Origin of the sequence: Pseudomonas sp. 2024-210 (genome assembly GCF_045062345.1) — a bacterium.
Lineage (GTDB): Bacteria > Pseudomonadota > Gammaproteobacteria > Pseudomonadales > Pseudomonadaceae > Aquipseudomonas.
Genome location: NZ_JBJGEJ010000008.1, coordinates 202,301 through 222,474 on the forward strand (window position 1 = coordinate 202,301; position 20,174 = coordinate 222,474).

Here is a 20,174-nt window from a genome sequence, read left to right on the forward strand (position 1 = left end):
AGCGGAATTTTGTACACCGGCAACAATCAATCCCACTGAGGTGCAAGGCCTTTGGGGCTGGTCAGGCGATGGCCACGATCCAGGGTTGCGATTTGCGCCATGTCGTCTTCGCTCAACGTCAGTTCGCACGCCTTAAGGTTGCTTTCAAGGTTGGCACGCTTGGTTGAGGACGGAATCACCGAATAACCCAATTGCATGGCCCACGCCAATGTCACTTGTGCCGCTGTGGCGTTATGGCGTTCGGCTATCTGATTGATCACCGGATCTTTCAATACTTCGCCGTAAGCTAACGTCATGTACGAAGTGATATGAATCCCTTGGCTCTTGGCGAATTCCACCACTTTGCGGTTTTGCAGGTAGGGATGCAGCTCAATCTGGTTGGTCGCGATATTCTCGGCACCGACCGCTGCGATCGCTTCTTTCATCAGTGCGATGGTGAAGTTGGACACGCCAATGGCGTGGGTCAGCCCCTGCTTTTTTGCCTCCAGCAGTTGCTTCATAAACACCGCAACCGGCACGGTGTTGTCGGGCGATGGCCAGTGAATCAGAGTCAGGTCCAGATGGTCAGTGCGCAGCTTGGCCAAGCTGTCTTTGAGGCTCGGGATCAATTGGCCTTCGGCAAAATGGTCGATCCAGATTTTGCTGGTGATATACAGCGCTTCACGGTCAACGCCGCTTTCGGCAATCGCCTGTCCGACGTCTGCTTCATTTTGATAAATCTGCGCGGTGTCGATCACCCGATAACCCACGTCCAGCGCATTTTTAACCGAGTCGATGACGACTTGGCCCTGTAAGCGAAATGTACCGAGACCGAATGCTGGAACTGTCATGGATAACTCCTGGAGTGCTGTAAGAATGAGGTCAAGTATCCTCGCCTTGAGCCGCACGAAACACCGTAGCTCACGCAAAGCAGTCTTGACTGCACGTCATGAATTCACCTGAGCCCGTCAGGCTAAATTTGAAACCGCATTAAACGTCCTAGCTTGGATAACGCCTGCATTCAGGCTGGGACAGGTAGGGCAATGACGATTTCTCGACGATGGTTCATCGCTGGTTTAGCGATTACCGGCGCAGCAGCGCCAGCAGCGTTCTATGGGCATCGCGAGTTGACGCGGGTGGCCGAGCCGATCACGCCGGGTGAGGCGACGGTCGAGCTGGCAGACACGGCGGGGCAGCAACTGGCCGATCAGCTGCGGGGGCTTTGGAGCATTTCTTTCAGTGGCGCCGATAGCGGGCTGGAGGGGGTGCCGCAAGAAGGTCTTGAGGTGTGGCTCGACATTGCCCCGCGTGGCCGAGGTGTTCGCGGTTATCTGGACAGTGCCGCGGTATTGAACAGCACGCAAACGCCGCGTTACCGCATTCTGGGGGATCTGGTCGAGCCAGACCCTAAAAGGATGCACTGGCGACTCACCCGCAGTGATTCTTCCAGCGGTCAGGCGGATTACGAGTTCAGTTTTAGCCTGGACGAAGTCTGGGGCCTGTACGGCAATGCTGGCAGTGGCACCCTCAGCGGTACTGTGCAACGTCTGGACCGGCCCTTGACGCTGCCTGAACAAGACAACCGATTTGTTGCGATTAAGCGCACTTTCCCGGAGGCGCGTGAGCGTATCGGTTTAAATTCAGACTTATTGGCCTGGCTGGTGGCACCGGAGCATCGTTTGTTCCATCAGTTGTGGCACGCTTCGCGCGACACTTGGCATGAACTCTCGGATGAAAAGCGCAACGCCTTGCGTGGACTCGGCTGGCAACCCGGCCAGAGAGACAGGGAGCGAGATGCGCGAGGGCCACGCAAGGACCGCAATGGTTCCGGGGTCGATTTTTTCTTTATGCATCGGCATATGTTGCGGGCCGCCCGTTCGATGCAGGACCTACCGTCGTGGACGGCGTTCCCCTTGCCTCAACCTGAACTTGAGCGCGACCGTGCAGGGTTTGCCCGCTACTTTGACAATCATGACGGCAGTGCTTTGCCGCCCACATGGCTGGCTGAAGGCGATGAGGTGTATACCCAATGGCTGAGTGATATCAAACAGCCTGAAACTTTTCATTCCAACTTCGAGGTGTGGGAATCGCGCTATCGCGACCCGCGTTATTTGTCGACGCTGACATTGGGCCAGTTCGGTTCCGAGGTTGAACTGGGCCTGCATGACTGGTTGCATATGCGCTGGGCCTCGGTGCCACGAGATCCCTCAAACGGCGCACCGGTGCCGATGGCCCGTGATCCAGCCGACTTCGCGGCGCGTTGGTACGAGGCCGAAAATGACTTTTTGGGCGATCCGTTCTCCTCTCATGTCAATCCGGTGTTCTGGAGCTTTCATGGCTGGATCGATGATCGTTTAGAGGATTGGTTTCGTGCCCATGAGCGTTTTCATCCCGGGCAGCTCCAACGCGAAGAGATCAATGGTGTGCCCTGGTTTGCGAAGGGCCGTTGGGTGGAAGTGGATGATCCGTGGCTGGGGCCCGTCACTCACGGTTGTAGTACCACGCCGGGACTGGCGACGGGAAAAACCGTTGAAATGGATCCCGAGACGATGAAGCTCGCGTTGCGTATCACCTTTGGCGATGAAAAAAAGATGGGCAATCTGTTTCAGCGCGTACCGCGTCGCCCGTGGTACGCGCGGCATCTGGTGGTCAAGCGCAACACACAAATCCTGTAGTCGCTGACGAGGCACGAAGGCTGCGAAGCAATGGTGAGAGGGGGCCACCTCGGTGTGTCAGGTTCAACCACCGCGAAGCCGCCGATCGCAGCCTGCGTACCTCGTCAGCGGCTACAAAGATTGCGTGTTCCAGCCCCCACCCAGGGCTTTGTACAACGCGATGCTGGCCTGCAGTCGCGCCATACGCAGTTGTACGTGCTGGTCTTGGGCCGCATACAACACTCTTTGAGTCTCAAGGACGGTCAGCAACATCTCGGCCCCGGCCTTGTAGCGGCTTTCGGCAATGTCGAAAGCCTGCTGCGCCTGCTTGAGTTCTTCGTCTTGCCACTGCCTTTGTTGATCCAGGCCTGTGGCGCTGTTCAGGGCTTTTTCGACGTCGGCAAAGGCACTGATGATGCTCGAACGGTAGGTTTGTAGCAGTTCCTGTTGCCGCGCCGTGGCTTTGTCACGCTCGGCACGGAGGCGACCGTTGTTGAAGATCGGCCCGGCCAGTCCTGCCGTCAGGTTGTAAAACGGGCTGCGCAACACATCGCTGAGCCGGTCGGCTCCCGAGCCCAGGCTGGCGCTTATTGTCAGGCTGGGCAACATGGCCGCGCGGGCGACACTGACGTCCGCACGGGCCGCCGCCAGTTTAGCTTCGGCACTGGCGATGTCAGGACGCCGGGTGAGTAGTTCGCTGGGTACGCCGCTGCCAATATCTGGCCAGCGCAGTCGGGAAAAGGGTGTGCCACTCGCAGCAAGGGTGTTGATCGGTTTGCCCAGTAATACCGCGAGGGTAATGCGTGCATCTTGTGCCTGCTGTGCCATCAGCGGCAATTGGCGTTGTTGTGCAGCCACCAGACTTTTTTGTTGAGCCAGTTCCAGCGCTGTAGCAGAGCCTGCGTCATGGCGAGTTTGCACGACATGTAACACCCGCTGTGCATTGTTCAGGTTAAGCCGGGCGATACGCAGTTGTTCGTTGAGAGCAAGGGTTTGGACATAGCTGTTGGCGACGCTGCTGAGTAAGGTCAGTTCGACCGTGTCGCGATCATACTGACTGGCTTTGAGCGCTTGTTCGGCGCTGTCCCGGGCGGCGGTTTTGCCTCCCCAAAAATCCACTTCATAGCTGGCGGTCAAGTTGGCCTCAAAGTAATCCACCGCCTTGTTCTCATCCGTCGCATCCAGTTGGCTATAGCCTTTGCCACGCAGTAATTTCTGACGATTGCCGCTAGCGTCCCATTTGACTTTGGGCATCAATGGCGCCCCGGCAATCACGGCGCTGGCGTGGGCTTGTTGCACCCGTGCAACAGCTGCCGCCAGGTCGTAACTGCCGTTTTTGGCTTGGGCGATCAGTTCATCCAGCTCGGGGCTGCCAAATTGCTGCCACCATTGTTGGCTACTTTGCTGGCGGCTTAGCGCGTGAGCCGAATGCCAGGCGGGAGGTACGATCACCGGGTTGTTGACATGGGGGATCCCGGTGCTGCAAGCGCCCAGCAGCATGCACAGGGACAACAGACTCAAAGACGGCTTCATCAATCGTTTATTCACTGGTAAGGGCCGTGACCGGATCAAGCCGGGCAGCTTTGCGGGCCGGCATAAAGCCGAAAATGACGCCGGTCACCAAAGCACAGGCAAATGCGCCCAACACGGCGACCAAGGAAAAGGCGACGGCTACATCACACAGATACAGCACTGCGCCGACTACAAAGGCCAAGGCGATGCCGGCTGCACCGCCGACCACCGAGAGCATCAGGGCTTCGGTCAGAAACTGGCGCAGGATGTCGCGCTGGCGGGCGCCGGTGGCCATGCGAATACCAATTTCGCGGGTGCGCTCGCGTACGGTCATCAACATGATGTTCATGACACCGATACCGCCGACCAACAACGAGATCGCTGCAATTGAGCCGAGCATCAACGACAGGGTGTTGCGGGTCTTGGCCTCGGCCTGAATCATCGCGGCGTTATTAGTGATTTCAAAGTCGCGCGTGCCGTGGTGCAGTTTAAGCATCAGTTGTTCGATGGCCTTTTCAGTCTGATTGACCTTGCTGGCATCTGCCGCCGCGATCACTACATATTCCGGGTTGTGTGTGCCAAACAGGCGCACGCTGGCGGCGGAGTAGGGCACCACGATGCGCGTGTCGCTGTCAGAATCGCCGGAACTGGCGCCTTTCTCGGCCAGAACCCCGACGACGCGAAACGGCACATTTTCAAGCAGGATGTATTGCCCTATCGGATTGGGCACATCCTTGAGCACCTTATCGCGCACCTTCTTTCCGATAACCGCTACAGCAGCGGCAGCATCCTCGTCGGCCTGAGTAAAGAAACTGCCCTGTACCACGGGCCAATTGAAAATGGCCGAAAAATCGATGCCGTTTCCACCGGTGTACATCGTGTGATCGACATTGCCGTAACGCACGCCAATCTCGGCGCCATTGATCGGCATGATCATTTTTACTTGAGGCAACGTCGACAGGGCGGCCACATCGTTCAGGGTGACGATCCCCAGCGGCGCCCGCGGTCGGGGCGACATGCCGCTGAGGTAAATGATATTGGAACCGAAAGCCCCCATTTCGGCCATGACCTGCCGCTTGCTGCCTTCACCCACGGCCAGCATCACCACCACCGAAGCAACGCCAATGACAATACCGAGCAGGGTCAGGGCGGTGCGAAAGCGGTTGATCCACATGACTCGCCAGGCGGCCTGTACGGCGTCCACCAACTCACCTTTCCACGCGCCTCGGGCTTCGCTGCCTTCTTCAAGGCGCTTGCGCAGGTCGATGGCTTGCAACGCCTGCGGGTTGTCATTAGAGGCTGGGTCACCCTGGGCGCTGTCACTGATGACCTCGCCGTCGCGTACTTCGATGATGCGTTTGGCCCGCGCTGCGACTTCGCGGTCATGGGTAATCAGAATCACCACATGGCCTTGGCTGGCCAGCTCATCAAGCAAGGTCATGACCTCGGCGCCGCTGTGGCTGTCGAGGGCGCCGGTGGGTTCGTCGGCGAGAATGATATGCCCGCCGTTCATTAAAGCGCGGGCGATGGACACCCGTTGTTGTTGGCCACCTGACAGTTGATGCGGACGGTTGGCTGTGCGTTCGGCCAGACCGAGCCGGTCAAGCAGTGCGGCGGCGCGGGCGTGACGCTCGGCGGCGGGCATGCCGGCATAGATAGCGGGCATTTCGACGTTTTCCTGAGCGGAGGCGGAGGGGATCAGGTGATAACCCTGAAACACAAAGCCAAAGGCTTCACGGCGCAACCAGGCCAACGCGTCGGAGTCGAGGTGGGCGACATCCTCGCCAGCAAATAAATAGCGGCCCGAGGTAGGCCGGTCGAGGCAGCCAAGAATATTCATCAACGTCGATTTGCCCGACCCTGAGGCGCCGACAATGGCCACAAACTCACCGGCATGGATCGACAGACTGACGCCTTTGAGCACATGAACTTCAGGCGTGTCGATGCCGCCGTAAACCTTGCGAATGTCTTGCAGATCGATCAAGGGAATAGGCATTCAGCCTCCGTTGCCGGGGGCTGGGGCAATCAGCAGGTGATCGCCTTCATTCAACCCTTCAAGTATTTGCACGCGCAGGCGATCGCTGATGCCCGTGCGGATTTCCCGAGGTTCGATCTTGCCGTTTTTGGCGACGATATACGTGGTCTGGCGATCCCCTGTGGCCGTGCCTTGCAGCGCTACGATGGGGGCCAGCAGCACATCTTTTGCTCGTTCGGCAACAAAGAAGACTTGGGTCGTCATTTCGGCCATCAGTGCCTGATCGGTGTTGTCCACGTCCAGCAGAACGGTATACAGGACCACGCGGGCGCTGCCGCTTTTGCCTGAGCTGGCCGGGCTGCCGCCGCCCTGGCTGGCCTCGTTGAGAGGTTTGGGTGGCACGGGCAGGATTTGCCGTACGGTGCTGTTCCAGCGGCGGTTGCCGCCACTCAAGGTGGTGAAGTAGGCCGGCATTCCGGGTTTAACGTGGCCGATATCAGCTTCAGAAACTTCAGCCCAGACGGTCATGGGTGAGAGTTTGGCGATACGCAAAATGAGGGGCGTTTGTTGTTGTGCGTTGAGGGTTTGACCCTCGCGGGCATCAATGGCCACGACGGTGCCTGACATCGGGGCAAAAATGCGGGTGTAGCCCAGTTCGGCTTCATCGCTGCGCAAACTGGCCTGTGCTTGACGAATCTGCGCCTGGAACATGTCGGTTCTGGCCTGTGTGGTGCGTACTTCGGCCAAGGCTATTTGCACATCTTCATCGCGCGTGGCACCGCCTTTAACCAGGTTTTGCTGGCGCTGATATTTCTGTTTGGCTAAATCGTGCAGGGCGCGTTGTTCCTGCAACTGGGCCTTGAGGTTATCGATGGCATTGCGGCTGGCATCGAGTTTGGCCGTTTGCGTTGACGGGTCGATCTCTACCAGTAACTGGCCTTCCTTGACTTCGCTGCCGACCTCTACATGAATTTTATGAATTTGCCCCGAAGCCTGGGAACCTACGTCAACGTATTGCCGAGGTTGCAGAGTGCCTAGGGCCGTTACGCTGTTTTCAATGTCGCCACGGATCACGGGCACCGTGTCGTACGCTTCGCGGCCGGGGGCAAGTAAAAGCCAGGCCACCAGGCTGGCACCCAACAGTAAAAACAGGCAAATCAGCAACGCGCGGCGGGTCTGTCGGGGGCGTTTCATTCAGGGTTCCGGCCAAGAGGGATCGGCCCGTCGTTTAGCAGTTGGGCACTTAACGCCCAAGAGACAACGTTGTCGACGCAGCGACAGACACGGGGAGCTGCTGAGTAAACGAAGAGGTAAGCGGGGAATTTACTGGCAGTCAGGCAGGGGTGTTACTTAATAATTCGCAAGTTTTTTCCGATGTTTTACGCCAAGAAAGTTAAATCTATATGAGAATTACTATAAATTACATCGGCAAAAGTGCCATCATCATGCCGCTATGCCAATTGGCCACGTCACAGCGCTCATGGAAAGTTGCCGCAGTTATTGTGGCCAGGAGTCATGTTGGAAAACTACTATCGCGAACTGGTCAGCGTGTTAAGCGCCAGGATGGGCAATGCGCATGCGGCCGAAGATGTGGTGCATGACGCGTATGTACGCGTGCTAGAGCGTTGCGCCGATGATCCGATTGAGCAGCCTCGTGCTTTTTTGTATCGCACTGCATTGAATCTGGTGATCGACGGTCACCGGCGCAACACCTTGCGCCAAGTGGAACCTCTTGAGGTGCTGGACTCGGATGAGCGTTTTTTCAGCCCTTCGCCACACGCTTCGATGGATCATGGTCAGCGCCTTGAAATGGTTCAGCGGGCCCTGGCTGAACTGCCTGTGGCGTGTCGCGAGAGTTTTTTGCTGCGCAAGCTGGAGGGCTTGTCACATCCCGAAATCGCTGAACGCCTTGGGGTGTCGCGCAGTGTGGTTGAGAAGCATATCGTTAATGCCATGAAGCATTGCCGAAATCGTATTCGGCTGTGGGACAGCGCCTAAATTTCATTTCTGTAGCCTCGTTCCTACTCAACAGGTGATCGGCTGCCCTGCTATAGAGCAGTCGTGTCATGGGCTTTTTCTTCCCTCTGTTGAGGGGCAATCCAGAGGACACTGAAAATGACACAGGCAATCGCTTCGGCCGTCGTCCATGATCTGATCGGCATCGGTTTTGGGCCTTCCAATCTGGCCTTGGCCATCGCCCTGGAAGAGCGCGGGCAAATCGAAGGGCCGTTGGACGTGCTGTTTTTAGACAAGCAGGCTGACTACCGCTGGCACGGTAATACACTGGTCACGCAAAGTGAGTTACAGATTTCCTTCCTCAAGGATCTGGTCACGCTGCGCAATCCGACCAGTCCGTATTCCTTCGTTAATTACCTGAAAGCTCATGGGCGTCTGGTTGATTTCATCAACCTGGGGACCTTTTATCCGTGTCGCATGGAGTTCAATGATTACCTGCGTTGGGTGGCATCGCACTTTGAGGCGCAAAGCCGCTACGGCGAAGAAGTCGTGGCCATCGAGCCGGTGTTGCATCAGCAGCAGGTTGAAGCTCTGCGGGTCATTTCCCGTGATACCCACGGGTTGCAACATGTTCGTACCACGCGCTCCGTGGTTGTCAGTGCCGGTGGCACGCCGCGTATTCCTGCGCCGTTCAAATCGTTCAAAGATGACAGTCGAGTGTTCCATCACTCGCACTACCTGGAGCGCATGGCCAAGCAGCCGTGTGTGAGCGGCAAGCCCATGCGCATCGCGATCATTGGCGGCGGGCAGAGCGCTGCCGAAGCGTTTATCGATTTGAATGACAGCTTTCCGTCGGCTCAAGTGGATCTGATCCTGCGTGGCTCGGCGCTTAAACCTGCTGATGACAGTCCGTTCGTTAATGAAGTGTTTTCACCGGAGTTCACTGACCTGGTCTTCGCACAGGACACGCTAGAGCGTGAGCGTCTGATCAACGAGTATCAGAGCACCAACTATTCGGTGGTCGACATTGATCTGATTGAACGTATCTACGGCATCCTCTACCGTCAGAAAGTGTCGGGCATAGCCCGTCATACGTTCCGTAGCCTGACCCGCATTGACAGTGCAGTGGCGGACGGGCAAAGCATCAAGCTGATGTTGCGTAACACCGCCAATGGCGAGTTGGCCGAGCAGCACTACGACGCGGTGATTCTGGCGACAGGCTACGAACGGCAAATGCATCGCCATCTGCTGGCCCCGTTGGCTGAATACCTGGGTGACTTTGAAGTGGATCGCGATTACCGCATTGTCACCGATCCGCGCTGCAAGGCCGGTATTTACATGCAAGGTTTCAGTCAGGAAAGCCATGGTCTGAGTGACACATTGCTGTCCGTGTTGCCGATTCGTGCCGAGGAAATTTCGGCATCGCTGTATGCCTGTGACAAGCGCCGGACCCCGCTTCTGGAAATGGCTGAGCGCTCACTGGCCAATGTTGGCTGAGCCTGCCAACACGCCCATGAGTGCCGCGTTTTTCGGCATTCATGGGGTAAAGCTGAACCTTTCCTGAAGCCATTTCTGAATCCTTTAACCGGCGGCATTCTGCGGTTTACTCCCTGGAATCTCGGGCGTAAGCTGCCCACGTTTTCATCAATAGCGGAGTCCCTCAGTGGGTACCAGTTCGAGTGACAGTAGTGGGCCGGTTCTGACAACCGGCATCATCTCGGCAAGCTAACGTGCAGATTCCCCTGTCGTTTTCTTGCTAAACAGCGAGAAGCGGCATCCTGATCGGGCCACTTATGGCCCGACCTATGAAGTCCTCTCTTCGATACTCAGAGCTGTGTGATTGCACCTTTTACAAGGGCGTGATCGCAACAGAGTGCGGACCTGTGCCTTGCCTTAATGGCATTCGGGCAGTGCTCGACTGTACCTGCTGTGGAACATCGCTGACGCAAATCGTCAGGGGAATGACTATGGCCCACACTTTTCAACTGATTCGCCGCCGCCAACATCGGCCAGCCTTGCCGGGTTGCGTGCGATTGCCCCATTAAACGCGGCCTGCCGGTTCGCACTCGAGACTGATCATCATGAATGACGGCACAAGATTAAGGCCGCCTGCGTAACGCCCTGAAGGGTGAGCGCAGGCGGCGCAGGAGAAGCATCATGAAACTCACCCTGAAAGAATTTTTCGCAGGCTTTCTGCGTAACCGCCACATCGCCCGGCACTTCCGACGCCTCACATTGCTGGACAGCCTGACGAATACCACCGTCAGCCGAGAAGTGCCTCCGACGCTGGCCCAAACACTGGTGGCCGCCGCCAACAGCGACAGTGCGGTGTTGATCGACACGTTGGACACTCATACCGATGGTTTGAGTGAGGCCGAAGCTGACGCATTGCGCCAGCAGCATGGGTTTAACGAGGTCGAGCACGAACAACCCCTCAGTCGCTGGGTTCATCTGTGGCACTGCTACAAAAACCCCTTCAACTTGTTGCTGACGTTGCTGGCCGCCGTTTCACTGGCCACTGATGACGTTCAGGCGGCAGTCGTCATCGGCACGATGGTGGTGTTGTCCACTGTGTTGCGGTTCTGGCAAGAGGCCAAGTCAAACAAGGCTGCCGATGCCCTCAAGGCCATGGTGAGTAACACCGCGACGGTGATGCGGCGGGATTTCAGTGCCGATGCGGCACCGATTTTTGGCAAGTTTTATGGGGCTTCGCTGCGCATCAAGGGGGCGCAGCGCATTGAATTGCCGATCAAGCAATTGGTGCCGGGCGATCTGATCGTGCTGTCGGCGGGGGATATGATTCCAGCCGATTGCAGAGTGCTCAGCGCAAAAGATCTGTTCGTCAGTCAGGCCGCCATGACGGGTGAGTCGATGCCGGTTGAGAAATTTGCGCACCAGAGCAATCTTGAAGCCACCAGCCCACTGGAGTTGGACAATATTCTCTTTATGGGTACCAACGTGGTGTCCGGGGCTGCAACGGCGGTGGTGCTGACCACCGGTAACAGCACCTATTTCGGCGCGCTGGCACAGCGGGTGGGGGCGACTGATCGCGGGCCTACATCGTTCCAGACGGGGGTCAATAAAGTCAGCTGGCTGCTGATTCGCTTCATGTTTGTCATGGCGCCGCTGGTGTTGTTTATCAATGGTTTTACTAAGGGCGACTGGACTGAAGCTCTGCTGTTCGCCTTGTCGGTAGCGGTGGGGCTGACCCCGGAAATGCTACCGATGATTGTGACCTCGACGCTGGCCAAAGGGGCGGTGTTTCTGTCGCGCAAAAAGGTCATTGTCAAACGCCTGGACGCCATTCAAAACTTCGGTGCGATGGATGTGCTGTGCACTGACAAGACCGGCACGTTGACGCAGGACAAAATTTTTCTCGCCCGGCATGTGGACGTTTGGGGGCAAGAGTCTGACGACGTGCTGGAAATGGCCTATCTCAATAGTTACTACCAGACTGGCTTGAAGAATTTGCTGGACGTGGCGGTGCTGGAGCACGTTGAAGTCCATCGCCAATTGAATGTGGGGACGGCGTTCCAGAAGGTGGATGAAATCCCGTTTGACTTCACCCGTCGCCGCATGTCGGTGCTAGTAGCGCAGCACGATCAACCGCACCTGTTGATCTGCAAAGGCGCAGTCGAAGAAGTGTTGTCAGTGTGCACACACGTTCGTCATGGTGAGTCACAAGAAGTTCTGACCGACGAACTGCTGGCCCGTATTCGCCAAGTAACGGCGGCGTTCAATGAAGAAGGCTTGCGCGTTGTCGGCGTCGCTGCGCGGTCAATGGCGCCCGGGCGTGATACCTATAGCCTGGCGGATGAGCAAGAGTTGACGTTGATTGGTTATGTGGCGTTTCTGGATCCGCCAAAAGAAAGTACCGCGCCCGCGTTAAAGGCATTGGCCGAGCACGGTGTGGCGGTCAAGGTGTTGACGGGCGATAACGAGCTGGTGACTGCAAAAATCTGCCGCGAGGTGGGGTTGGAGCAGCAGGGTTTGTTAATGGGTAACGACATCGAGCGCATGAGTGATGCTGAGTTAGCGCGGGCTGTGGAAACCACCAACGTGTTCGCCAAACTGACGCCGACCCACAAGGAGCGCATTGTGCGGATGCTCAAAGCCAATGGCCATGTCGTCGGCTTTATGGGGGACGGGATCAACGATGCGCCGGCGTTACGTACGGCGGATATCGGGATTTCTGTCGACAGTGCGGTGGACATTGCCAAAGAGGCCGCGGATATCATCCTCCTGGAAAAAAGCCTGATGGTGCTGGAGGAGGGCGTGCTGGAAGGTCGCCGTACCTTTGCCAACATGCTCAAGTACATCAAAATGACCGCCAGTTCGAATTTCGGTAACGTCTTTTCGGTGTTAGTGGCCAGTGCATTTATTCCATTTTTGCCGATGCTGCCGATGCACCTGCTGGTTCAGAACTTGCTGTATGACGTGTCTCAAATCGCCATTCCGTTTGATAACGTCGATGAGGAAATGCTGAAAAAGCCGCAACGCTGGCAGCCGGCGGAGGTGGGGCGCTTTATGTTGTTCTTTGGACCGATCAGTTCGATCTTCGACATTTTGACGTTTGGCTTGATGTGGTATGTATTTCACGCCAATACACCGGAACACCAAACCTTGTTCCAGTCAGGCTGGTTTGTCGTGGGTTTGCTCACTCAGACGCTGATCGTGCATATGATCAGGACCCCTAAAGTTCCGTTTTTGCAAAGTCGTGCAGCCATGCCGTTGATGGTCATGACAGGCGTGATTATGGCTGTCGGTATCTTTCTGCCGATGGGGCCGCTGGCTTCTTACTTCAAATTGCAGGCATTGCCGCCGCTGTACTTTGTGTTTTTGCCCATGATTTTGTTGGCATACATGGCGCTGACCCAAGCCGTTAAAGGATTTTATATCCGCAAGTTTGGCTGGCAGTGACGAGTCTCTGCGTGTCGGCCGTAGAAGCCTGAGAAAGGCTCTTTGTTCCTGAATAAGCAGGTATTGCTCCCAATTCCTGCTTTTTTAGGAAATTCCCTACAGGTTCTGTAGACAATTCCCTTCTTGCGCGCAGCAGTCTAGTAGCGATTATTCGCGGCTAAATTTCACCGGGACTCCAGCAGGCTGCCATTGGTCGGTACGGGGTGTTAAAAGGTCGAATGTAGGAAATATCCTATAATTGCGTCGGCACTCCTGATAGATCTATTCACAGATTTTTGCTGGATTAACCTATTCAAAAAAACATGTCTACGCCTGGCGCGTTGTTGTTCAGGTTAATAGCAGGGGCTCAAATGTTTAATGTACTGATTGCTGACGACCATTCGCTTATTCGGTCTGCTGTGAAATTACTGCTGCAAAATCAAGGCTACAGGGTGGTGGCTGAAGCCGTTAACGGCATCGATACCATTCAATTGGCACGTCAGTTTGCACCTGACTTGATTGTGCTGGACATCACCATGCCGGGCCTGGATGGACTTGAGGTTATCGGGCGGCTCAAAGCGAGCGGAATCACCAGCCGAGTGTTGGTACTGACTTCTCAATCGCCGTTGTTTTATTCACAACGATGCATGAAAGCCGGCGCCGCAGGGTTTGTCACAAAGGGACAGGACCTGAGCGAGTTGATCAGATCCGTCAAATTGATCATGGATGGCTATACCTTCTTTCCCAATCTGGCCATCAGTTCAGTGCGTAACAGCGATATCACCTTGACTGACATGGAAATGATCGAGGGGTTGTCCGCGCGCGAGCTGAGTATTCTGCAACAGCTGGCCCGAGGCTCAAGTAATAAACAGATTGCGCAAGACATGACGTTGAGCAGCAAAACCATCAGCACCTATAAAGCCAGGTTGATCGAAAAGCTGAATATGAAGTCTGTGGTTTATTTGGCAGATTTTGCCAAACGTAACGACCTGATCTAATTGAACACCTTCGCACGGCAGGTGTTACTCGCGCTGTTGCTCTTGTTGGGGCAACAGAACGCATTCGCTGAATCAGGGGTGCAGCACCTGCAACTGTTGGGGCGCTCCACTGTTGAGGCCTATGGCGTGGTACTTGACCCGGCTGACAGGCAATGGCTAAGGCAAAAGGGGGCGTTGTATTTGGGTGTCTCCGCACCCGATTACGCACCGTTCGACATAACGGCCAACGAGCAGGATTTTGAAGGGTTGACCGCAGATTACGCGCGGCTCCTGTCAGAGATGTTACAGGTCAAAATAGAGGTCAGACGGTACGCTTCCAGACCCCTGGCAATGGATGCACTTAAGCGAGGCGAACTTGATTTACTCAGTAGCGCCAACGCTTTTGAGGCGCACGACCCCAAGCTCATACTCTCACTGGCCTATGCCGATGATTCGCCCACGTTAGTGACCCGCAGCAACAATCAAGAGCGGTTGCCGAGCGATCTGGCCGGCAAGCGTTTGGCAATGCTGGATCACTATTTACCCCCCCAAACAGTCAGCGCTTTTTATCCGAAAGCCACCTTGAAACTGTATTCCTCAACATTAAGTGCCATTGGCGCGGTCGCTTTTGGTCAGGCCGATGCCTATTTGGGGGATTTCATTAGTGCCAGTTACCTGATCAATAAGAATTATCTCAACAATGTGCAATTGGCTGACTTCTCACGTATTGACGTCAGCCATTTCTCATTTGCCTTGACGCGCACCAATGAGCGATTGCTGAGAATCGTCAATGAGGCGCTGGCGGCAATACCTCCCAGTGAGCGGATGACGATTGTTCGCCGCTGGAGTTCTGAAGGGCCGCAAGTCAATACCCATGCCCAGTTGAACCTTACAGCCGATGAGCGCCGTTGGATCGAAGCGCACCCGCGGCTGAACGTGGTCATTAATGATCAATATTTGCCCTTGTCTTTTTTTGACGAGCAAGGTGTTTTCAAGGGCGTCAGTGCCGATGTGCTGAATAAAATCAGCGCCCTCACAGGCCTCTCGTTAGATGCGGTGAAAGCCGCCACGGTTGAAGACATGATTAAACAGGTCGGCAGTTCAGAAGCCGATCTGGTCGGTGCCTTTACCCCCAGCACTTATCGTGAAAGCCACCTGCACTTTACCCGGCCTTATCTCACCACGCCCTTTGTGCTGGTCACACGCAAACACCCGGCCAGCTCGGCGACTCTGGATGACATGGACGGTCAACGACTGGTAGTGGTCAAAGGAAATGTGTTGCAAGCGTATATCCGCGAGCGCTATCCGCGTATTCAACTGTTGGAAGCAGATAATGCAGCCCAGGCCATGAGCATGGTGGGGCAGGGCGAAGCGGATGCCGCCGTCAATGCGCTGATCAGTGCGCGCTACATGATTTCCCGACGTTTTAGTGAGCAACTGCAGATCACCAGTACGGTCGGTACCCAGCCTGCTCAAATTGGTTTTGCCACCTCGCCCCATGCGCCCCAGTTGAATTCGATTCTGAATAAGGCGCTGCTGAGCATCACCCCAGAAGAAATGAGTGTGTTGACCAGCCGCTGGCGCGATGACACGCAGGAGCAGAGCTACTGGTTGCGCAACCGTAGTGCCATTCTTCAGGGCTTCGCCATTGCCGCAGCTTTGCTGCTGTTCGCCTTGGGATGGATTGCCTACTTGCGGCGCACGATTGCAAAGCGCCAGCAGTTGCTGGATCAATTACAAGTCGCCAAGCAAAGTGCCGATGAGGCCAACAGGGCTAAAACAACTTTTCTGGCGACCATGAGTCACGAAATCCGCACACCGATGAACGCAGTGATTGGCATGCTTGAGTTGGCGATGAAAAAAGCCGAGGAGGGTGTGGTAGATCGCTTTGCAATTGAAGTGGCATCGGGCTCAGCCCGTGAGCTGCTGGATTTGATTGGCGATATTTTAGACATTGCGCGCATTGAGTCCGGGCATTTGTCATTAAGCCCCAAGCGCGCCAATGTTCAGACGCTGGTGGAGTCTGTGGTACGGATGTTTGATGGGCTGGCACGTGAGAAGCGTCTGAGTCTGGAATGTGATCTGTCCTCGACCTTGACCGCGCCAGATGTATTGCTGGATCCCATGCGCTTTAAACAAATAGTTTCCAATTTATTAAGCAACGCCATCAAGTTCACCGACACGGGCGAGGTTCGCCTGACAGTGGTCATGACGTGCGCCCACGATGAACCGAGTGTGTCGATCTGCTTGCGCGTTGAAGACACCGGTATGGGCATTTCACAAGATGATCAACAACGTTTGTTCAGCCCGTTTGTTCAGGCCAGCAATAATACCCAGTCAGCACGAAGTGGTTCGGGGTTGGGGCTGGTGATCAGTCGTACCCTCTGCGAAATGATGGGCGGCAGGTTGACGCTAATTAGCGATCTGGGGCGCGGTACTCAGGTCGAGATCATGTTGGAGGTGCCGCGGCTTGCGCCTGAAGCGTCCAGCGAAGTTGAGGAACATAACCCATGGGCAAGTTCCCGTGCGCTGAACATTTTGGTGGTGGACGATTATCCGGCCAATCGCCTGTTACTGGCTCAGCAGTTAACGTACCTGGGGCATCGCGTGACTGATGCTGAAAATGGTGCGATGGGCTTGAGGAAATGGCGCGCAGATCAATTCGATGTAGTGATCACCGACTGCAATATGCCGGTCATGAATGGCTATGAGCTGGCACGGACCGTGCGCGCCGAAGAGCGCACGTCCGGCCTGAAACCGTCGCTGATTTTTGGTTTTACAGCCAACGCCCAACCTGAAGAAGCCGAACGCTGTCGCGAGGCGGGGATGGATCAGTGCTTGTTCAAGCCCATCAGTCTCAAGGATTTAAGCGTTTCTCTGGCGGGTGCGATGCCCGAGCACTCAGGTGAACAAACTGATGAAGCGTCCCTGCCAGGCCCTGCCAGTGACATTGACCTCACTTACCTCAAGCAGCTAAGTCAGGGAAATGATGCCGTTGTGAAAAACCTGATAGCGGAACTGGCTGCCAGTAACCGTCAAGACTTGAAGCGACTGATCGAGCTGTTCGTGAATGACGACTTCGAGGGGTTGATGACGTTTGCTCACAATGTAAAAGGCATGGCCGGCATGATTAGATCAAAAGCGCTGTTTAGCTGTTGTGAGAAGCTTGAGGCCGCTTGCAGGTTAGGGGACTTACCCCTGATTACAGCGAGTGTCGACTCATTGCACCTTTTTTTGGAGCAACTGGGGGAAGTACTGGAACATTACAATGAGGGCAGCGGGCTGCATCAGTGATGCTCAAGAACCTGTTTTGAGACAGGCCCTTGTTTGTCTCGCTTTGCTCGCGCTAATGTCTGGCGTTGTCACTAATGACCTGTGTGGTTGAGGAATACGTGCAATGTCCGAAGTCGTGATAGTGCAAGCAGACTATAAAAACCCGATTCATGCCCAAGCCCTCAGAGATGTTCTGAATCACTACGCCCAAGACCCGATGGGGGGTGGGGAGGCCTTGTCGCAAGAGGTGCTTGAGCGTTTGCCGGGTGAGTTGGCCAAGCGCCCGCATGCATTCAGCGTGTTGGCATTTGTTGGCGACAAAGCTGCAGGTCTGGTGAATTGTTTTGAAGGTTTTTCAACCTTTGCTGGCAAACCTCTGGTCAATGTACACGACGTGTCGGTGGTTAATACGTTTCGCGGCCTGGGGCTGAGTCATAAGATGCTGCTCAAGGTCGAGGACATTGCTCGCGAACGCGGATGCTGCAAGATCACTCTTGAGGTGCTCGAGGGCAACCCGGTCGCTCAAGGCTCATATCGCAAATTCGGCTTCAGTGAGGGGCAGCTCGACCCGGCACACGGGCGCATGTTGTTCTGGAACAAGTATTTATAGGGGTATCTCTGCTTGCGGTGTACAGCCTCGATGGCCTGCCCATCAGGCTGTACACCGCAAGCAGACATGGTTTCACTCTGGGTTTACAGCGTCCACTCCACACCCAGGCTCAGGCTTCGGGGATCGCCCCAGAAAACCCCGTTATAAAAACCTACATTTTCGTAGTACTTCTGATCCAGCAGATTCTTCACGTTCAGCGTGGCAGACACGTGTTTATCAAACACATAGCGGGCCATCAGATCGACGATCGTGTAGGACTTTTGGGTGATGTTTTGCAATGACCCATCCGGGTGGTAGGCACCTCGATAGATATCACTCTGCCAATTGACGGCTGCTCCTACCGTCATGCCCTTCCAATCATCGGATAGGCGATAAGTGCTGGATAATTTGACCATGTTTAACGGCGCTGTGGAGTTCATGCGCTGACCCTCGCCATCCCGTGAATGGGTGTAGGTGTACCCGGCCACCATGTTCAAGTCGCGCATGACTTCACCGGCCAGTTCGATTTCAAACCCGTTGACCTTGTTTCCCTTGCCCGCTGACTTGTAATACTCCTCGCCATTGGGCCCTCGAGGCACTGAGTCATCGATCACCGGCACGTTATCTTGTTTACTCCAGAACACTGCCGTTGAGAGGTTAAGGCGTTCTTGCAAAAAGCTGCCTTTAAGCCCTACTTCATAATTGCTGCCCACTACTGGCTCAAGGTATGAACCGCTCACGTCCTTGCGGGTTGTCGGCCTGAAGATGTCGGTGTAGCTGACATAGGCGGTGAGGTTGTCGGTGAAGTCATACAGCAAGCCCGCATAAGGTGTGAGGATGTGGTTCTGTGTTTGGGAAACATTTTTGTATTGGATGAGCGTTTGTTCATCATCCTGCCAATCGTTGCCGACGCTGGAGCTTTTCCAACTGCCATAACGGGTGCCGAGTACAGCGTGCCATTCGTCGGTGACGTTAAAGCGCGTGGCCAGATACCCCGACTTCTGCTTAATGATGTTGCGAACGCCTGCAAGGCCGGTATCAATATCTTGAAATGCCGGGATGGCGCCCAGGTCATTCCAGTCGGGGACGATGTCATAGCCTTCCGGATTTGTGCTTTTGAGCAGTGGCGACACATTGTCGTTTTTAGCTTCGCCATAACCCACCATCAGATCATGTTCGCGGCCGAACAGCGGGTAGCTTCCTGAAAGGTTGGCGTCAACCGCGGTCATGGTTTCGTCGCCCGTGAAATGGCTGCTGTTGCCATACATGCCAGTGCCATCAGCATTGGGGAATCCACCCCCGGCGTAGTACACCTTACCGCCAGCATCACTGGTGCGATGGGTATAAGCCGCTTTGAGGTGCCAGTCATGGAACAGTTGCTGTTCGAGTGTGGCGAAGGCGGTTTTGTCTTTCATTGGCCAGGAGCTCCAAGGTGCAACCCAATTGGTAGAGCGACTGAGATGGGCTTTTTCACCGGCCCCGTTCCAGTAGGGGAGGGTGCCCCAGGAGGAGCCTTGTACCTGTTTGTCTTGATAGTCGTAACCGACCGTGACGGTAGTGCTGTCTGTCAGGTCAGCTTCCAGCACGCCGTAAGCCACGCTGCGCTGTAACGCATAGCTGTCCCTGAACGACTTGCGGTCTCTGTAGGCCAGTACAGTGCGGCCTCGTAAACGCCCGTCAAATGCCAATGGCCCGCCCACATCGACATAGCTGTAGTAGTCGTCATAGCTGCCTGCGGACACCCCGGCCTTGGCGTGTGGTTCGAAGGTCGGACGTTTGCGGATCATGTTGATGGTGCCAGAGGGATCACCTGCGCCAGTAGTCAGCCCGGTGGCGCCGCGAATGACTTCAATACGGTCGTAGATGATGGTGTCAGCATCAGACTTCATAAAACTGAAGGTATTGAGCATGCCATCAATCTGGAAGTTGTTGATGGAATAGCCGCGTGATGAATAACTCACCCGATCCGAGTCATTGTGTTGAACCACAATACCCGTTGTATGACGCATGGCTTCGGTCAGGGTATTAAGGTCAAAGTCATTCATTTGCTGTCGGGTGACGACGGATATCGACTGCGGTGTCTCTCGAACGCTCAGGTTGAGTTTTGTCGCAGTACTGGTCGACCCGGGGGTGTAAGCGCCGGTACCTTCGGTGATTGCCCCCAGTTCTTCTGAACTGACGCTGGTGCTGGCAAGCTCTAGCGTTCCGGGGGGTTCAGTCTGTGGTTGAAGCGGGGCTTGAGCCAGAAGCTGCGAGCTAAAGGCACCCCCCAAAAGACCTAGCGCTAACGTGATGCTGCGGGCAATGGGCGCTGACATCTCTACCGACTCCTTGGTCAAGGGTTTGAAGTTATTGATAAC

General features: G+C 55.5%; 12 protein-coding genes. 7 read left to right on the forward strand and 5 right to left on the reverse strand.

Features of this window, described 5'->3' with window-relative positions; all coding sequences use genetic code 11:
* Positions 1–26 precede the first annotated feature (26 nt).
* On the reverse strand, positions 27–830 hold the full coding sequence (gene dkgB / locus ACI7MX_RS14010) for a 2,5-didehydrogluconate reductase DkgB (protein ID WP_405588915.1): 804 nt from the start codon (positions 828–830) through the stop codon (positions 27–29).
* Positions 831–1,022: 192 nt separating this feature from the next.
* Between dkgB and ACI7MX_RS14015 the strand changes: the two genes are divergently transcribed.
* Positions 1,023–2,654: a PvdJ/PvdD/PvdP-like protein gene (locus ACI7MX_RS14015; protein ID WP_405588912.1), complete on the forward strand. Its 1,632-nt coding sequence runs from the start codon at positions 1,023–1,025 to the stop codon at positions 2,652–2,654.
* A 111-nt stretch (positions 2,655–2,765) separates the two neighbouring features.
* Here the strand turns inward: ACI7MX_RS14015 and ACI7MX_RS14020 are convergent, their stop codons facing one another.
* Genes ACI7MX_RS14020 through ACI7MX_RS14030 form a run of 3 tightly spaced genes read right to left on the reverse strand, consistent with a single transcriptional unit; the run spans position 2,766 to position 7,314 of the window.
* The gene (locus ACI7MX_RS14020) at positions 2,766–4,166 is read right to left on the reverse strand and encodes an efflux transporter outer membrane subunit (RefSeq protein WP_405588909.1); all 1,401 of its coding nucleotides are present in this window, start codon (positions 4,164–4,166) and stop codon (positions 2,766–2,768) included.
* Positions 4,167–4,173: 7 nt separating this feature from the next.
* A complete protein-coding gene (locus tag ACI7MX_RS14025) occupies positions 4,174–6,141 on the reverse strand; it encodes a MacB family efflux pump subunit (protein ID WP_405588906.1) in 1,968 nt (655 codons plus the stop codon).
* Positions 6,142–7,314 (reverse strand): efflux RND transporter periplasmic adaptor subunit, encoded by a 1,173-nt coding sequence (locus ACI7MX_RS14030; protein ID WP_405588903.1) that lies wholly within the window; start codon positions 7,312–7,314, stop codon positions 6,142–6,144.
* 324 nt (positions 7,315–7,638) lie between these two features.
* Here ACI7MX_RS14030 and ACI7MX_RS14035 point away from each other — a divergent pair, with 324 nt between their 5' ends.
* The 6 genes from ACI7MX_RS14035 (at position 7,639) to ACI7MX_RS14060 (ending at position 17,835) form a co-directional block, all read left to right on the forward strand.
* Positions 7,639–8,118, forward strand: a complete 480-nt coding sequence (locus ACI7MX_RS14035; RefSeq protein ID WP_405588900.1) for a sigma-70 family RNA polymerase sigma factor — start codon at positions 7,639–7,641, stop codon at positions 8,116–8,118.
* A gap of 117 nt (positions 8,119–8,235) precedes the next feature.
* Positions 8,236–9,573: a lysine N(6)-hydroxylase/L-ornithine N(5)-oxygenase family protein gene (locus tag ACI7MX_RS14040; RefSeq protein ID WP_405588897.1), complete on the forward strand. Its 1,338-nt coding sequence runs from the start codon at positions 8,236–8,238 to the stop codon at positions 9,571–9,573.
* 660 nt (positions 9,574–10,233) lie between these two features.
* Entirely contained in the window at positions 10,234–12,996 is a 2,763-nt protein-coding gene (gene mgtA / locus ACI7MX_RS14045) for a magnesium-translocating P-type ATPase (protein WP_405588894.1), read from the forward strand.
* 350 nt (positions 12,997–13,346) lie between these two features.
* The gene (locus tag ACI7MX_RS14050; protein ID WP_314489248.1) at positions 13,347–13,973 is read left to right on the forward strand and encodes a response regulator transcription factor; all 627 of its coding nucleotides are present in this window, start codon (positions 13,347–13,349) and stop codon (positions 13,971–13,973) included.
* Complete coding sequence (locus tag ACI7MX_RS14055) at positions 13,974–17,246, forward strand: transporter substrate-binding domain-containing protein (RefSeq protein ID WP_405588891.1); 3,273 nt, start codon at positions 13,974–13,976, stop codon at positions 17,244–17,246.
* A 103-nt stretch (positions 17,247–17,349) separates the two neighbouring features.
* Positions 17,350–17,835: a GNAT family N-acetyltransferase gene (locus ACI7MX_RS14060; RefSeq protein WP_405588888.1), complete on the forward strand. Its 486-nt coding sequence runs from the start codon at positions 17,350–17,352 to the stop codon at positions 17,833–17,835.
* Between the two features lie 83 nt (positions 17,836–17,918).
* Here the strand turns inward: ACI7MX_RS14060 and ACI7MX_RS14065 are convergent, their stop codons facing one another.
* Positions 17,919–20,132 (reverse strand): TonB-dependent siderophore receptor, encoded by a 2,214-nt coding sequence (locus ACI7MX_RS14065; RefSeq protein WP_405588885.1) that lies wholly within the window; start codon positions 20,130–20,132, stop codon positions 17,919–17,921.
* Positions 20,133–20,174 lie beyond the last annotated feature (42 nt).

Bases quoted from the DNA above. Each gene is read 5' to 3' on its own strand.
- mgtA (WP_405588894.1), top strand. From the start codon at position 10,234: ATGAAACTCACCCTGAAAGAATTTTTCGCAGGCTTTCTGCGTAACCGC.
- ACI7MX_RS14060 (WP_405588888.1), top strand. From the start codon at position 17,350: ATGTCCGAAGTCGTGATAGTGCAAGCAGACTATAAAAACCCGATTCAT.
- ACI7MX_RS14025 (WP_405588906.1), bottom strand. From the start codon at position 6,141: ATGCCTATTCCCTTGATCGATCTGCAAGACATTCGCAAGGTTTACGGC.
- ACI7MX_RS14030 (WP_405588903.1), bottom strand. From the start codon at position 7,314: ATGAAACGCCCCCGACAGACCCGCCGCGCGTTGCTGATTTGCCTGTTT.
- ACI7MX_RS14040 (WP_405588897.1), top strand. From the start codon at position 8,236: ATGACACAGGCAATCGCTTCGGCCGTCGTCCATGATCTGATCGGCATC.
- ACI7MX_RS14050 (WP_314489248.1), top strand. From the start codon at position 13,347: ATGTTTAATGTACTGATTGCTGACGACCATTCGCTTATTCGGTCTGCT.
- ACI7MX_RS14020 (WP_405588909.1), bottom strand. From the start codon at position 4,166: ATGAAGCCGTCTTTGAGTCTGTTGTCCCTGTGCATGCTGCTGGGCGCT.
- dkgB (WP_405588915.1), bottom strand. From the start codon at position 830: ATGACAGTTCCAGCATTCGGTCTCGGTACATTTCGCTTACAGGGCCAA.
- ACI7MX_RS14015 (WP_405588912.1), top strand. From the start codon at position 1,023: ATGACGATTTCTCGACGATGGTTCATCGCTGGTTTAGCGATTACCGGC.
- ACI7MX_RS14065 (WP_405588885.1), bottom strand. From the start codon at position 20,132: ATGTCAGCGCCCATTGCCCGCAGCATCACGTTAGCGCTAGGTCTTTTG.